The 15,061-nt window shown below is 36.2% G+C and carries 15 protein-coding genes and 1 other annotated feature; all 15 genes read left to right on the forward strand.

Annotation, left to right across the window (positions count from 1 at the left end; genetic code table 11):
* The first annotated feature begins 189 nt into the window (after positions 1-189).
* Positions 190-1,095: a UDP-N-acetylmuramate dehydrogenase gene (gene murB / locus AC0OM3_RS04455; RefSeq protein WP_474211118.1), complete on the forward strand. Its 906-nt coding sequence runs from the start codon at positions 190-192 to the stop codon at positions 1,093-1,095.
* A 98-nt stretch (positions 1,096-1,193) separates the two neighbouring features.
* Entirely contained in the window at positions 1,194-1,964 is a 771-nt protein-coding gene (gene divIB, locus AC0OM3_RS04460) for a cell division protein DivIB (RefSeq protein ID WP_001065790.1), read from the forward strand.
* 400 nt (positions 1,965-2,364) lie between these two features.
* On the forward strand, positions 2,365-3,672 hold the full coding sequence (gene ftsA, locus AC0OM3_RS04465; protein ID WP_001087557.1) for a cell division protein FtsA: 1,308 nt from the start codon (positions 2,365-2,367) through the stop codon (positions 3,670-3,672).
* 39 nt (positions 3,673-3,711) lie between these two features.
* The gene (ftsZ, locus tag AC0OM3_RS04470; protein ID WP_000888984.1) at positions 3,712-4,866 is read left to right on the forward strand and encodes a cell division protein FtsZ; all 1,155 of its coding nucleotides are present in this window, start codon (positions 3,712-3,714) and stop codon (positions 4,864-4,866) included.
* A 260-nt stretch (positions 4,867-5,126) separates the two neighbouring features.
* Positions 5,127-6,044, forward strand: a complete 918-nt coding sequence (gene spoIIGA, locus AC0OM3_RS04475; protein WP_000261972.1) for a sigma-E processing peptidase SpoIIGA — start codon at positions 5,127-5,129, stop codon at positions 6,042-6,044.
* 19 nt (positions 6,045-6,063) lie between these two features.
* Positions 6,064-6,783 carry an RNA polymerase sporulation sigma factor SigE gene (gene sigE / locus AC0OM3_RS04480; RefSeq protein WP_000976948.1) on the forward strand — a complete coding sequence of 240 codons (720 nt, stop codon included), beginning with the start codon at positions 6,064-6,066 and terminating at the stop codon, positions 6,781-6,783.
* Positions 6,784-6,940: 157 nt separating this feature from the next.
* Complete coding sequence (sigG, locus tag AC0OM3_RS04485; protein ID WP_000197755.1) at positions 6,941-7,720, forward strand: RNA polymerase sporulation sigma factor SigG; 780 nt, start codon at positions 6,941-6,943, stop codon at positions 7,718-7,720.
* A 163-nt stretch (positions 7,721-7,883) separates the two neighbouring features.
* On the forward strand, positions 7,884-8,165 hold the full coding sequence (locus tag AC0OM3_RS04490; protein ID WP_000236748.1) for a YlmC/YmxH family sporulation protein: 282 nt from the start codon (positions 7,884-7,886) through the stop codon (positions 8,163-8,165).
* A gap of 121 nt (positions 8,166-8,286) precedes the next feature.
* A complete protein-coding gene (pgeF, locus tag AC0OM3_RS04495) occupies positions 8,287-9,105 on the forward strand; it encodes a peptidoglycan editing factor PgeF (protein ID WP_001209016.1) in 819 nt (272 codons plus the stop codon).
* Complete coding sequence (locus tag AC0OM3_RS04500; RefSeq protein WP_474211119.1) at positions 9,102-9,776, forward strand: YggS family pyridoxal phosphate-dependent enzyme; 675 nt, start codon at positions 9,102-9,104, stop codon at positions 9,774-9,776. The genes pgeF and AC0OM3_RS04500 overlap by 4 nt, the downstream gene beginning before the upstream one ends.
* A 19-nt stretch (positions 9,777-9,795) precedes the next feature.
* Complete coding sequence (locus tag AC0OM3_RS04505) at positions 9,796-10,266, forward strand: cell division protein SepF (RefSeq protein ID WP_000119129.1); 471 nt, start codon at positions 9,796-9,798, stop codon at positions 10,264-10,266.
* A gap of 6 nt (positions 10,267-10,272) precedes the next feature.
* Positions 10,273-10,536, forward strand: coding sequence for a YggT family protein (locus tag AC0OM3_RS04510; RefSeq protein WP_000214233.1), 264 nt, complete (start codon positions 10,273-10,275; stop codon positions 10,534-10,536).
* Positions 10,537-10,551: 15 nt separating this feature from the next.
* The gene (locus AC0OM3_RS04515; RefSeq protein ID WP_474211120.1) at positions 10,552-11,319 is read left to right on the forward strand and encodes a YlmH family RNA-binding protein; all 768 of its coding nucleotides are present in this window, start codon (positions 10,552-10,554) and stop codon (positions 11,317-11,319) included.
* 89 nt (positions 11,320-11,408) lie between these two features.
* Positions 11,409-11,915, forward strand: a complete 507-nt coding sequence (divIVA, locus tag AC0OM3_RS04520; protein ID WP_001131611.1) for a septum site-determining protein DivIVA — start codon at positions 11,409-11,411, stop codon at positions 11,913-11,915.
* Between the two features lie 51 nt (positions 11,916-11,966).
* Positions 11,967-12,190 (forward strand) — a binding site (T-box leader).
* A 71-nt stretch (positions 12,191-12,261) separates the two neighbouring features.
* The gene (gene ileS2 / locus AC0OM3_RS04525) at positions 12,262-15,027 is read left to right on the forward strand and encodes an isoleucine--tRNA ligase (RefSeq protein ID WP_074593575.1); all 2,766 of its coding nucleotides are present in this window, start codon (positions 12,262-12,264) and stop codon (positions 15,025-15,027) included.
* Positions 15,028-15,061 lie beyond the last annotated feature (34 nt).

Here is a 15,061-nt window from a genome sequence, read left to right on the forward strand (position 1 = left end):
GTGATTCTCTCTCATTGATTATTACCCTTCACTAATCGGATATTTACGGGCATCCCGATTCCGCCTACTTTCTTTGTTTCTACCGAATTTTGATTTAGGAGTCGTACTGCCCGTAAATAGAGGGATAACGTTAGGTGAACGCCCTGCATATTATTGTCATAAGGAGACTTAATATGGGGGAGATTGTCTATGGAACAATTAGTAAATGAGCTTATAGAAGCAGACGTTGGTCGTGTTTTAGTTAACGAGTCGTTAGCACGTTATACAACTATGAAAATAGGTGGACCAGCGGATATTTTAATTGTGCCAAAGCATGTAGCCGGTATTGAAAAAACATTACAGTTAGTAAAGCAATACAAAACGAAGTGGACTGTAATTGGGCGCGGTTCAAACCTTCTTGTATCTGATCAAGGCATAGAAGGTGTTGTTATTCGTTTAGGAGAAGGATTAGATCACTTAGAGGTCGAAAAACATAAGGTAAGAGTTGGTAGTGGATATCCTCTTATTAAATTGTCAACTTTACTTAGTCGTCAAGGGTTAGTTGGATTGGAGTTTGCAAGCGGTATTCCAGGAAGTGTCGGTGGTGCAGTATATATGAATGCAGGTGCACATAAATCAGATATATCGAGTGTATTATCGAAGGCTCTCATTCTGTTTGAAGACGGTACAATTGACTGGTTAACGAATAGAGAACTGGAGTTTTCTTATCGGGCATCTGTATTGCAAACGAAACGTCCTGGTATTGTTTTAGAGGCGGAGTTTCAATTACAGGCGGGAAAACGTGAAGAAATTGTACGTAGCATGCAAAATAATAAAGATTACCGCCGTGAAACGCAACCATGGAATTATCCGTGTGCAGGAAGTGTATTTCGGAATCCAATCCCACATTTTGCAGGAGATTTAGTAGAAAAAGCAGGGCTTCGTGGTTATAGGATTGGTGGAGCTCAAATTTCTGAAATGCATGGCAATTTTATTGTTAATACCGGGGGAGCTTCAGCGCAAGATGTATTGTCCTTAATTGAATTAATAAAACATACAATTAAGGATAAATTTGATGTAGATATGCACACAGAAGTAGAAATCATTGGAAGATAACGGTTATTCATTCCGCTCATTATCATTTATGTTATAATAAGAAGATAAGAACGGCATGAGGAACATGCCGTTCTTTATGTTACATAGGGGGATCGTACATGAATAATAGTAAAGTGATTAAACTACAAGATCGTGTACCAAAATTGAAAAATCAAAAGAAAAAAAACAAAAAAAATGTTAATCATCGATTGATTTTATACATATCAATTTTATTTTTATTAGTGCTCTTTTTAATTTATTTTCGGTCTCCGCTTAGTAATATAAAAAAGATTAGTGTGTTTGGAAATCACTATATGACGGATGAACAAGTAATGAAGGATTCGGGCGTGACATATGATACAAGTTATTTCCGAGTGACAGCACATAAAGCTGAAGAAAACTTAACGAAGCGAAAAGAAATTAAAGCAGTAAATGTAAAAAAACGTTTTCCAAACAAGATTGATATTCATATCGAAGAATATTTAACGATTGGTTATATAAATAAAGAGGGAAAATTACAACCGTTATTAGAGAATGGAAAAACGCTTGATGTACTACCTAATGGAAAACTTCCTGTTGCAGCACCGATTTTTGAACCTTTTAAAGAAGAGAAAATGAAGGAGTTAATCACTGAACTAGAAAAATTAACACCAGCTATTTTAAAATCTATTTCGGAAATTCGCTATTCACCAACGAATGCGAATGAAGATCATCTTACTTTATATATGAATGAGGGTTATGAAGTGAGCACTACGATTCGAAATTTCGCAAAACGTATGGAAACCTATCCGCTTATTTTAAAAACAATTGAGCCAGGTAAGAAGGTATTAATTGACTTAGAAGTAGGTGCATATACGAAAGAATTAGGTGTGGAAGAAAAAAAAGAATAGAATGGTAGTTTTCGTTGGTTATAGCAGAAAAAAACAGAACGAATGTTCTGTTATATGTATATGAATTTAGAAGAATGGTTCATTTGATGAAAAATATGTAAAAATTCTTAGATTCATACTAGTATTGGTACAAGTTTCACTTTTCTATGAGTACATCTTAGTGTAGACTTATACTTGGCGGTAAACTTTACACTCGAAATAGAATTATTTCAAGATAAGCAGTTATTCATAGTTTACTGCGATATTCTTAATTGAATGCTAAATAAAAATAAGAAAAATATAGGGTTAAAAAAGGGAAACGTATAAAGACGTTGAATATTTTTCTTATAAATAGTAAAGTTGCGATTGTTGTTCCATATATTGAGTTGTATGGTATAAATAAAGAAGGAGGTGCCAAAGAATGAACAGCAATGAAATATATGTTAGTCTTGACATCGGTACATCCAATGTTAAAGTCATCATTGGTGAAATGGTTAATGACAGCTTAAACATTATTGGTGTTGGAAATGTAAAATCAAATGGTTTAAAGAAGGGATCGATAGTTGATATAGATGAGACTGTTCGATCAATTAAAAAAGCAATTGAACAAGCTGAGCGCATGGTGGGAATCCACATTGAGCAAGTTGTAGTAGGTGTCAATGCAAACCAGGTACAGCTACTTCCTTGTCACGGAGTAGTCGCTGTTTCAAATGAAGATCGTGAAATCGGGAATGAAGATGTCTTACGCGTTCTAGATGCAGCACAAGTTGTGTCAATTGCTCCAGAACGTGAGTTTATTGATGTGGTACCTCGACAGTTCATCGTAGACGGTCTTGACGAGATTAACGATCCACGCGGGATGATCGGTGTAAGATTAGAAATGGAAGGTACACTTATTACAGGCTCGAGAACTTTACTACATAACCTACTTCGTTGTGTAGAAAAAGCAGGTCTTGAAATTGTTGATATTTGTCTTCAACCTTTAGCGGCTGCAACAGTTGCTATATCTTCAGATGAAAAAAATAGAGGAGTAGCCCTTGTTGATATGGGGGGAGGATCTACAACTTTATCTATTTTTAAAGATGGAGAGTTACAAGCGACGAGCGTATTACCATTAGGTGGAGACCATATAACGAAAGATATTGCGATTGGGTTGAAAACTTCAACAGAAAATGCAGATCAAATTAAGTTGAAATATGGACATGCTTTTTATGATACAGCATCTGAAGAAGAGATGTTTACGGTTCCTATTATGGGAAGCGACCAAACAGAACAATATTCTCAGTTGGAATTATCGGATATAATAGAGGCTCGTGTAGAGGAAATTTTAATGTTTGTTCAAGATGAAGTGCGTAAGTTAGGAGTAAAGCAAGTGGCTTCTGGTTATGTACTAACTGGCGGAATTGCTTCTATGCCAGGTGTTCTTGATCTTGCATATGATATTTTACATGAAAATGTTCGTGTAGCAACTCCTGATTATATTGGTGTGCGTGAGCCCCAATATACAAGTGGAGTTGGATTAATTAAACATTCTTATCAAAAAGCTAAATTACGTGGGAAAAATGTGCAGGAAAAGCAAGAGCATTTTGAACCAGTACCAGCACCAGCACCAACGCCGGTACAACAGCAACCCGCGAAACAAAAAACTCGTAATCAAAACAATAATAATCAAAATGATGACCGCATGATGTCAAAAGTAAAACGTGTATTCCGTTATTTATGGGATTAAAATTGGACACGAAAAATGAGGTTCTAGGGGGATTTCGACATGTTAGAGTTTGATACTACTCAAGATCAATTAGCGAATATAAAAGTTATCGGTGTCGGCGGTGGCGGAAACAATGCTGTAAACCGTATGATTGAACACGGTGTACAAGGTGTAGACTTTATCGCTGTGAACACTGATGCACAAGCATTAAATCTATCAAAAGCTGAAACAAAAATGCAAATTGGTGGAAAATTAACGCGTGGACTTGGTGCAGGTGCAAACCCTGAAGTAGGGAAAAAAGCTGCAGAAGAAAGTAAAGAACAGATCCAAGAAGCACTTCGTGGTGCGGATATGGTCTTCGTAACTGCTGGTATGGGCGGTGGAACTGGAACTGGTGCAGCTCCAGTTGTTGCTCAAGTTGCAAAAGAATTAGGTGCTTTAACAGTTGGTGTTGTAACACGTCCATTTACTTTTGAAGGACGTAAGCGTGCGACGCAAGCAGCATCTGGTATTGCAGCATTTAAAGAAAATGTAGATACTCTTATTGTAATTCCAAATGATCGCTTATTAGAGATTGTTGATAAAAATACGCCAATGTTAGAAGCATTCCGTGAAGCTGATAACGTATTACGTCAAGGTGTTCAAGGTATTTCGGATTTAATTGCAACGCCAGGTTTAATTAACTTAGACTTTGCAGACGTAAAGACAATTATGTCTAATAGAGGTTCTGCTTTAATGGGTATTGGTTCTGGTAACGGGGAAAATCGTGCTGCAGAAGCTGCGAAAAAAGCGATTTCAAGTCCATTACTAGAAACATCTATTGATGGAGCTCAAGGTGTTATCATGAACATTACGGGTGGCGCTAACTTAAGCTTATATGAAGTACAAGAAGCGGCAGATATCGTAGCTTCAGCTTCAGATCCAGAAGTAAATATGATCTTCGGTTCTGTTATTAACGAAGGATTAAAAGATGATATCGTTGTAACTGTAATTGCAACTGGTTTTGATGATAGCATTGCAACTCAACCACCAAAACCAATTATCCGTCCGAATGCGAACCACACGCAACAACAGCAACAACCAGTAGCTCAACCTTCAAAACAGCGTGAAGTAAAACGCGAAATGAAGCGTGAAGAGCCAGTTGTACATGAGCGTCATTCAGATTCAGATGATATCGATATTCCAGCATTTTTACGTAACCGTCGTAGACGATAAAAAAAGGAGCTTTCATGCTCCTTTTTTGTTTTTTAAATGGAAAAGACCTGCTAAGCAGGTCTTTTTTTATTTCGTATATTTCAATATATTTTGTTGGTGAAAATAAGAGTATATCATTCTATGAATTTGTACTTTTATTTTTTACCGACAGATTATGTCTAGAAATCACAAAATAACAAAAAAACACCTCCGCAAATTGACACACTTTCCTATTGGATATGCATTATACTAGTCTCAACTTGAAAAAAGAGGTGAATTGTTTGGTTGTTTACGCCGACGTTGTTTGGTTGTTAAACGCCTGCATTGATTTTCTTTTGCTTTTATTAACAGCTACCGTGTTAAAAAAGAAAATCAAAAGATGGAGGCTTGTGCTAGGGGCATTTATAGGTTCAACTATTGTTATTTTTGCCTTTACTCCTTTTGCTTCTATGATGACACATCCAATTATGAAACTACTGTACTCGTTACTTATTGTGTATACAGCATTTGGGTTTACAACATTTAGAGATTATGCACAAACTGTTTTTACTTTTTACTTTGTAACCTTTATGGTTGGCGGAGGATTAATTGGAACTCATTTCTTTTTGCAAACGAATGAAATGGTAAATGGATTGGTTCAATCTCAGTCAATTTCTTACGGTGATCCAATTAGTTGGTTATTTGTTATTTTTGGTTTTCCAGTAATTTATTATTTTTCTAAAAAGCGTATTGAAAGCGTAGAGGTCACGAAAATACACTATGATCAAATTGTGAAAGTAAAAATTCAATTAGCCGAAGAAGAACTAGAACTGGCAGGCCTTATTGACAGTGGGAACCAACTTTACGACCCATTAACCAAAACACCCGTTATGATTATGCATGTTTCATCATTAGAACATTGCTTACCATCTTGGTTAACAGAGCAAATTTATTCCAAAACAGAAATTCCTCAAATACCAGAAAATGATTCTGGTTGGGCGACCAAATTACGCTTAATTCCTTTCCGTGCAGTAGGAGTAGAGAGTCAATTTTTGTGGGCAATTAAGCCTGACAGTGTGCAAGTTGACCATGAAGGTAGTTCTATTGTTGTAAACAAAGTATTAATTGGATTAAATACACAACAGCTGTCTACTAATGGGGAGTATCAATGTATTGTGCATCCAAAAATGTTGATTTCACAAAAAATGGTGATCGCTTAATAATGAGAGGCGGGATAATATGATGAAATTAAAATTTTATTTAGTATACCTTTGGTATAAAGTATTGCTGAAATTAGGAATTAAGACCGATGAAATTTATTATATTGGTGGAAGCGAAGCGTTGCCACCACCGTTAACAAAAGAAGAAGAGGAAGTTCTTTTGAATAAATTGCCAAAAGGAGATCAGGCAGCAAGGTCATTACTCATTGAACGTAACTTAAGGCTCGTTGTATATATAGCAAGAAAGTTTGAAAATACAGGGATAAATATTGAAGATTTGATTAGTATAGGAACAATCGGCCTTATTAAAGCTGTAAATACATTTAATCCGGAAAAGAAAATAAAATTAGCAACATATGCATCTCGTTGTATAGAAAATGAAATTTTAATGCATTTACGTCGAAATAACAAAAATCGTTCGGAAGTTTCTTTTGATGAACCGCTAAACATTGATTGGGATGGGAATGAACTGTTATTGTCTGACGTGTTAGGTACAGATGATGATATTATTACAAAAGATTTAGAAGCTACTGTAGATCGTCACCTTTTAATGAAAGCATTACACCAATTAAATGATCGTGAAAAACAAATTATGGAACTTCGGTTTGGGCTTGCTGGAGGAGAGGAAAAGACGCAAAAAGATGTGGCTGATATGCTTGGGATTTCACAGTCATACATTTCGCGTTTAGAAAAAAGAATTATAAAAAGATTACGAAAAGAATTTAATAAAATGGTGTAAAGAATAAGACCAGCCGTTATGTAGGCTGGTCTTATTCTATTTAGTTGTATTAGGAAAGATAATTTAAATAACAAATCGTGAAAAAACCACATGCATAAAATCCCCTTCAAAGGAAATACTTTACACTGTACAGCAACTCCCGATAGGAGGGAACACTTTGACGAGAAACAAAGTAGAAATTTGCGGTGTTGATACAGCTAAACTTCCAGTATTAAAAAATGAAGAGATGCGTAAATTATTTCGTGAAATGCAAAGTGGAGAGATAAGCGCAAGAGAAAAATTAGTGAATGGAAACTTACGTCTTGTACTGAGCGTCATCCAAAGATTTAATAACAGAGGAGAATATGTTGACGATTTATTTCAAGTTGGTTGCATCGGACTTATGAAATCAATTGATAATTTTGATTTAGGCCAAAATGTAAAATTTTCAACGTATGCTGTGCCGATGATTATTGGGGAAATACGCAGATATTTGCGTGATAATAATCCGATTCGCGTATCGCGCTCATTGCGAGATATTGCGTATAAAGCTTTGCAAGTAAGAGAAAAGTTGATTGCAGAAAATTCAAAAGAACCAACAGCAATGGATATTGCAAAAGTGCTAGAAGTAACTCATGAAGAGATAGTATTTGCTTTAGATGCGATTCAAGACCCAGTTTCATTATTTGAACCAATTTATAATGATGGAGGAGATCCTATCTTTGTTATGGATCAGTTAAGTGATGAAAAACAAAAGGACGAGCAGTGGGTTGAAGAATTAGCATTGAAAGAAGGAATGAAGCGTTTAAATGATAGAGAGAAAATGATTATTAGAAAACGTTTCTTCCAAGGAAAGACACAGATGGAAGTTGCAGAAGAAATTGGGATTTCGCAAGCGCAAGTATCACGTTTAGAGAAGTCAGCCATTAAACAAATGAATAAAACGATTCAAGGATAAGGTCTCACCAATTATGGTGAGACCTTTTTATATGTAATATAGTTTGTGCTCATAGTAGGGGATTAGTGTTCATATAATGAAACTAGTATGGTGTTTCGTATAGGTGGCTTCCTGTAAATATGAGAAACAGTTTCCAATTCGTCATATAAGGGAGAGGATAAAAATGGTGATACGAATTTCAGAGTTACAGATGAAGGATGTTATAAATATTTCAGATGGAAAAAGGATTGGGAATATTGGAGATATTGAAATTGATATGAACACAGGGAAAGTTTGTTCTGTTATTATTTCCAAACAGACACGTATGCTAGGTATTTTTGGAAAAGATGTTGAGATTGTAATTCCTTGGAAGGAAATTGTGAAGATTGGAGAGGATGTCATACTTGTAAGAGTAAATCCTGTTAATACTGTAACAGAATCAATACAAACACCGACAATTTCATAAAGAATATTACAAATTCCTCTTTTTTTTTCTGTTAGGATTATGAAAAAATAAAAGTATGGTAAAATAGACAGGAAGTACCATGCTTTTTTCTGTTATTTTAATTAAAAGGAGCCGCTTTATTATGAGAGAACCATTTAAATATGTGGACGGTATACTGTATTTACAAGCGTGGAAAGAACTTGGAAACATTACTGCTGGATTTACGACAAAAGATGGTGGGATAAGTACGGGCTCCTTTCATACGATGAATTTAGGATTACATGTGAATGATATCGTGGAGAACGTTCATGAAAACAGACGCATTTTAGCAAATAAGTTACAAAAACCATTAGAAAACTGGATTTGCTCTGAACAAGTTCATGCTCATCATGTTGAAAAAGTAGGGCAACAGGAAAAGGGAAGTGGCGTCTATTCATATGAGGACGGCATTTCAAAAACAGATGGCATTTATACGAGTAATGAAGATGTTCTGTTAACGTCTTGTTACGCGGATTGTGTTCCGCTCTATTTTTATGCACCATCACATGGTATGATAGGACTTGCGCATGCTGGATGGAAAGGCACTGTACAAGAGATTGCAAAGGAAATGATTCAAAAGTGGGATGCAGAAGGTATTTCAAGTGATGAAATTCATGTTGCAATTGGGCCGTCGATCGGATCTTGTTGTTATGTTGTGGATGATCGTGTATTAACAGCAGCACAGGAAGTAGTTAGCGGTGCTGTTCCTCATCAAAAAATTTCTGACGGGCAGTACGCAATTAATTTAAAAGAAATTAATCGTATATTATGTGTACAAGCAGGCATAAAAGAAGAGCATATTGTAATGTCATCTCTTTGTACAAGCTGTGAAGAGCAACTATTTTTCTCTCATCGTCGTGATCAAGGTAAGACAGGAAGAATGTTGAGTTTCATAGGTTTTAAGGAGGAAGGAAGCAAGTGACAGTACAAGAAAATTTAGTAATTGTAAACGAAGCTATTAAAGAATCTTGCGCTCGAGCTCGACGTTCGTTGCAAGATATTAAACTTGTTGCAGTTACAAAAACTGTAGGGATTGAAAAAACAAACGAAGTAATTGAAGCTGGAATTATCGATTTAGGTGAAAATAGAAATGAAGGTTTCTTACAGAAATACGAGCATTTCGGTTCAAAAGTTAATTGGCACTTTATTGGCTCATTACAAACGAGAAAAGTAAAAGAAATTATTAATGAAATTGATTATTTACATTCGTTAGATCGTCTTTCCCTGGCGAAAGAAATTCAGAAACGTGCTGATAAGAAAGTAAAATGCTTTATTCAAGTGAAAACCTCATCTGAAGAATCGAAGCAAGGATTGGCAATAGAAGAGGTTGTTTCTTTTATTCAAAGTTTGCAAGAATTCGATAAAATTGAAGTGGTTGGACTAATGACGATGGCTCCATTTACAGAAGAAGAGGAAGAAATCAGATGCTGTTTTAAGGAATTACGTATGCTGCAAACAGAGGTGCAGGAGCTAGAGTTATTACATGCGCCATGTAAAGAATTATCAATGGGAATGTCCAACGATTACACGATTGCAATTGAAGAAGGGGCTACATATATTCGTTTGGGAACGATTTTAGTAGGAAAAGCGTAAAAGGAAGGAGAATCTTATTATGAGTTGGTCAAAAGTAAAATACTTCTTTTTTGATACACCGGAAGAAAAAGAAGCAGCTCAATATGGTTATGAAAAGGAGCAAACAGACATGAAAAAGCAGCAAGATCCACCAGAACAACAAGACGTTACGTTTCCGAAAGCACAACCGAAGCAAAATGTTGTTAGTATTGAAACAGCAAAACAATCTTCAAAAGTTGTTTTATTAGAACCACGCACATATTCGGAAGCGCAAGGGATTGCGGACCACTTAAAAGGTAGACGAGCTGTTGTAATTAATTTGCAGAGAATGTCTACTGATCAAGCGGTGCGTATCGTTGACTTTTTAAGTGGTACTGTATACGCTATAGGCGGGGACATTCAAAAAATAGGACCGAAAACATTTATGTGTACACCTGAAAATGTAGATATTGTTGGTGCAATTTCAGAGTTATTCGGTGAAGAAGAAGAAACAAATATAAAGAGGTGGTAATACGCCATGACAACAGTTTTTATAGTGTTAAGTTATGCTATCGAGATTTACTCGTGGGCACTTATTATTTACATTCTCCTATCATGGTTTCCTGGTGCAAAGGAATCATCTTTTGGAGAGTTCCTGGCACGTATTTGTGAACCGTATTTAGAACCATTCCGCCGCTTTATTCCGCCGCTTGGAATGATTGATATTTCTCCAATCGTTGCAATCTTTGCGTTGAAACTTGCTAAAACTGGTTTGTTCAGTTTATTAAGCTATTTCTTATAGTAAGAAGGTAAATACATGAGCATCTACGAACATTTTAGGCCTGATGAGGAGGTCTTTGTGGATAAAGTGCTAGAGTGGAAGCGAGCGGCGGAGTACCATCAAGTGAAGTTAACGGATTTTCTTGATCCTAGGCAACAACAAATTGTTTCTATGGTAATAGGACAAGGTGATGTTGCTGTGCAATTTGGTGGTGCAACGCCTAATGCAGAGCGTAAAAGAGCACTTATTCATCCAGACTATCTAGAATTAAATGAAGAAGAATTTCAAGTAGAAGTATTAGAAATTGACTATCCTTCCAAGTTTTATACGCTAGAACATAGGCAAATATTAGGTACATTTATGTCTCTTGGTTTAACAAGAGAAAAATGTGGTGATATTTTGCTGCGAGAAAATCGTGCCCAAATTGTAGTTGCGAAAGAAATTGTATCGTATATTGAGATGAACTTACAATCAATAGGGAAAGTAAAAGTCTCTTTAGCGTCAGTGCAAGGAGAAAAAATTCTACAGATACATGAAACGTGGGGAGAGAAATCTGGAACGGTTTCTTCACTTCGTTTAGATGTTATGTTAGCTGAAATGTTACATTTATCTAGACAGAAAGTACAACCTTTCATAAAAAATGGTTTAGTAAAAGTCAATTGGAAAACAGTGGAGCAAACTTCGTATGAATGTTATCCAGGAGATGTTTTTTCTGTTAGAGGATATGGCCGAAGTAAATTATTTTCTGTAGAAGGTAGAACAAAACGCGACAAATGGAGAATTTTGTATGGTATACTAAAATGATTGGTTTTTTAGAAGGAAATCCTCCTATTTTGTCGAAGAAAAGATATAATTGAAAGAGGAAATTTAGATAACTACTTGGAGGTGGCGTTGTGCCGTTAACACCATTAGATATTCATAACAAAGAATTTGGTCGCGGATTCCGTGGCTATGATGAAGATCAAGTAAATGAGTTTCTTGATCAAATTATCAAAGATTATGAATTGGTCATTCGTGAGAAAAAAGCTTTAGAAGAAAAAGTTGCGCAGTTAGAAGGGAAGTTAGATCATTTCTCTAATATTGAAGATACGTTAAACAAATCTATCGTTGTTGCACAAGAAGCAGCGGAAGAAGTAAAACGTAATGCGCAAAAAGAAGCGAAATTAATTGTGCGTGAAGCTGAAAAGAATGCTGATCGTATTATTAACGAAGCATTAGTAAAATCAAGAAAAGTTGCTTTTGATATTGAAGAGCTAAAGAAACAAGCGAAAGTATTCCGAACTCGTTTCCGTATGTTATTAGAAACACAGCTTGAGATGTTAAACAACGATGATTGGGATAAACTAATTGAATTAGAAGACGAAGTAGATGAACTGTTGAAAAAAGAAGAAACAGTGTAAGCTTGACGTTTTTCTCATTATTACATATAATTTTAAACAACATATTTATTAAGAAAAACGAAGATAGGGATAAGTACCTTTTCAAACCTTATATAGCGAACTGAGGATGGTGTAAGCTCAGGATAAGGAGATAGTGGGAATATCACCCTGGAGTTCCGCGCTGAACAAATAGAGTAAGCGTAGGCGTGTATTCGCGTTAAGAATATAAAGAGGATTCTATACATATGTATATGATCTACTAGGGTGGTACCGCGGGAGACTTTCTCGTCCCTTTTTGGGATGAGAAGGTCTCTTTTTTATTCCGTTTTTTAAGTATTTCTTTTATACATGTAAGGAGGAATTGAGCATGGAGTACAAAAATACATTACTGATGCCAAAAACTGAGTTCCCAATGCGTGGGAATTTACCAAAACGTGAGCCTGCAATGCAAGAAAAATGGGCTGAAATGAATATTTACGAAAAAGTACAAGAACATACAAAAGGTCGTCCTTTATTTGTATTGCATGATGGACCTCCATATGCGAATGGTGACATTCATATGGGACATGCATTAAATAAAGTATTAAAAGACTTTATTGTTCGTTATAAATCAATGACTGGTTTTAGTGCACCATATGTTCCAGGATGGGATACGCACGGTTTACCAATTGAACAAGCTTTAACAAATAAAGGTGTAAAACGTAAAGAAATGACAGTTGCTGAGTTCCGTAAGTTATGTGCAGAGTATGCATATGAACAAGTAGAACGTCAACGTGAACAATTTAAGCGTCTAGGTGTACGTGCAGATTGGGATAATCCATATATTACTTTAGAGCCAGCTTATGAAGCACAACAAATTAAAGTGTTTGGTGACATGGCGAAAAAAGGTTATATCTATAAAGGTCAAAAACCAGTTTACTGGTCTCCAACGAGTGAATCTGCTTTAGCGGAAGCTGAAATTGAATATCAAGATAAAAAATCAGCATCTATTTACGTAGCATTCCCTGTAAAAGATGGAAAGAACGTATTAGAAGGTGATGAAAAGTACATCATTTGGACAACAACACCTTGGACATTACCTGCAAACTTAGGTATTTCTGTTCACCCAGAGCTTGAATATAGCATTGTAAAAGTAAATGATGAGAAATATATCATTGCTTCTGAGCTGTTTGAGACAGTTGCAAAAACGTTAGAGTGGGAAAATGCTGAAGTTGTGAAAACAGTAAAAGGTAGCGAACTTGAGTACACAGTTGCAAAACACCCATTCTACGATCGTGATTCATTAGTTATGCTAGGAGATCACGTAACAACAGATGCAGGTACAGGTTGTGTTCATACAGCACCAGGACACGGGGAAGATGACTTCGTTGTTGGTAAAAAGTATGGATTAGAAGTACTTTGCCCAGTCGATGATAAAGGTGTGTTAACAAATGAAGCACCTGGATTTGAAGGCTTATTCTATGATAAAGCTAACAAACCAATTACAGAAAAATTAGAAGAAGTAGGCGCGTTACTGAAACTAACATTCATTACACATTCATACCCACATGATTGGAGAACGAAAAAACCAATTATTTTCCGTGCGACAGCACAGTGGTTTGCGTCTATTGAAGCATTCCGTAAAGAATTAATAGAAGCTGTAGCGGAAACAAAATGGGTACCAGCATGGGGAGAAACTCGTCTTCATAATATGGTTCGTGACCGTGGTGACTGGTGTATTTCTCGTCAGCGTGCATGGGGTGTGCCAATTCCGGTATTCTATGCTGAGAATGGTGATCCAATTATTACGGATGAAACAATTAACCATGTAGCAGATTTATTCCGTGAACACGGTTCTAACGTATGGTTCGAGCGTGAAGCGAAAGATCTATTACCAGAAGGGTTTACACATCCGGGTAGCCCAAATGGCGAATTCCGTAAAGAAACAGACATCATGGATGTATGGTTCGATTCAGGTTCTTCTCACCAAGCGGTATTAGAAGAGCGCGAAGATTTACAGCGTCCAGCTGATTTATATTTAGAAGGATCTGACCAGTATCGTGGTTGGTTTAACTCTTCATTATCAACAGCAGTTGCTGTAACAGGTAAAGCACCATATAAAGGCGTATTAAGCCACGGTTTCGTACTAGACGGTGAAGGACGTAAAATGAGTAAGTCGATTGGAAACATCGTCGTACCGAAGAAAATTATGGATCAATTAGGTGGAGACATTTTACGCTTATGGGTATCTTCTGTTGACTATCAATCTGACGTACGTATTTCAGATGATATTTTAAAACAAGTAGCAGAAGTGTATCGTAAAATCCGTAACACATTCCGTTTCTTATTAGGAAACTTAGACGACTTTAATCCAAGTGAAAATGCAGTAGCTGTAGCTGAACTTCGTGAAGTAGATCGTTACATGTTAGTGAAATTAAATGACTTAATTACAAAAGTTAAAGAAGCATATGAGACATACGACTTCGCTGCTGTGTATCATGCAATTCATAACTTCTGTACAATTGATTTAAGTTCATTCTATTTAGACTTTGCAAAAGACATTTTATACATTGAAGGTGCAAACCACGAAGATCGTCGTGCAATTCAAACTGTATTATATGATGTTCTTGTTGCGTTAACGAAACTTGTAACACCAATCTTACCGCATACAGCTGATGAAGTATGGCCATATATTCCAGGCGTAACAGAAGAAAGTGTACAATTAACTGATATGCCAGAAGCTGTACAATTAGATGACGCGGAAGCGTTAAAAACAAAATGGGATGCATTTATGACATTACGTGATGACGTGTTAAAAGCACTAGAAGTAGCTCGTAATGAAAAAGTAATCGGTAAGTCATTAAATGCAAGCATTACACTATATCCAACTGCAGAAATGAAAGTTATGTTGGAGTCTATTAGCGAAGACTTAAAGCAATTATTCATCGTTTCTGAGTATAAACTTGGTGGTATGATGGATGAAGCGCCAGCAGATGCACCGAAGTATGAACATACAGCGGTTGTTGTTGCCCAAGCAACTGGTGAAACATGTGAACGTTGTTGGGTAGTTTCAGAAACAATTGGTAAAGATACTGAACATGAAACATTATGTGAGCGTTGTGCAACAGTTGTTAAAGAAAACTATGTAAAATAATAAAAAAGCTGACTGCTATTGATGCAGTCAGTTT

Source organism: Bacillus sp. FAU20 (assembly GCF_056033865.1).

Coding starts and splice junctions, on each gene's coding strand:
- ftsZ (WP_000888984.1), top strand. CDS start 3,712: ATGTTAGAGTTTGATACTACTCAAGATCAATTAGCGAATATAAAAGTT.
- ileS2 (WP_074593575.1), top strand. CDS start 12,262: ATGGAGTACAAAAATACATTACTGATGCCAAAAACTGAGTTCCCAATG.
- murB (WP_474211118.1), top strand. CDS start 190: ATGGAACAATTAGTAAATGAGCTTATAGAAGCAGACGTTGGTCGTGTT.
- AC0OM3_RS04515 (WP_474211120.1), top strand. CDS start 10,552: ATGAGCATCTACGAACATTTTAGGCCTGATGAGGAGGTCTTTGTGGAT.
- ftsA (WP_001087557.1), top strand. CDS start 2,365: ATGAACAGCAATGAAATATATGTTAGTCTTGACATCGGTACATCCAAT.
- pgeF (WP_001209016.1), top strand. CDS start 8,287: ATGAGAGAACCATTTAAATATGTGGACGGTATACTGTATTTACAAGCG.
- sigE (WP_000976948.1), top strand. CDS start 6,064: ATGATGAAATTAAAATTTTATTTAGTATACCTTTGGTATAAAGTATTG.
- AC0OM3_RS04510 (WP_000214233.1), top strand. CDS start 10,273: ATGACAACAGTTTTTATAGTGTTAAGTTATGCTATCGAGATTTACTCG.
- AC0OM3_RS04490 (WP_000236748.1), top strand. CDS start 7,884: ATGGTGATACGAATTTCAGAGTTACAGATGAAGGATGTTATAAATATT.
- AC0OM3_RS04505 (WP_000119129.1), top strand. CDS start 9,796: ATGAGTTGGTCAAAAGTAAAATACTTCTTTTTTGATACACCGGAAGAA.
- divIB (WP_001065790.1), top strand. CDS start 1,194: ATGAATAATAGTAAAGTGATTAAACTACAAGATCGTGTACCAAAATTG.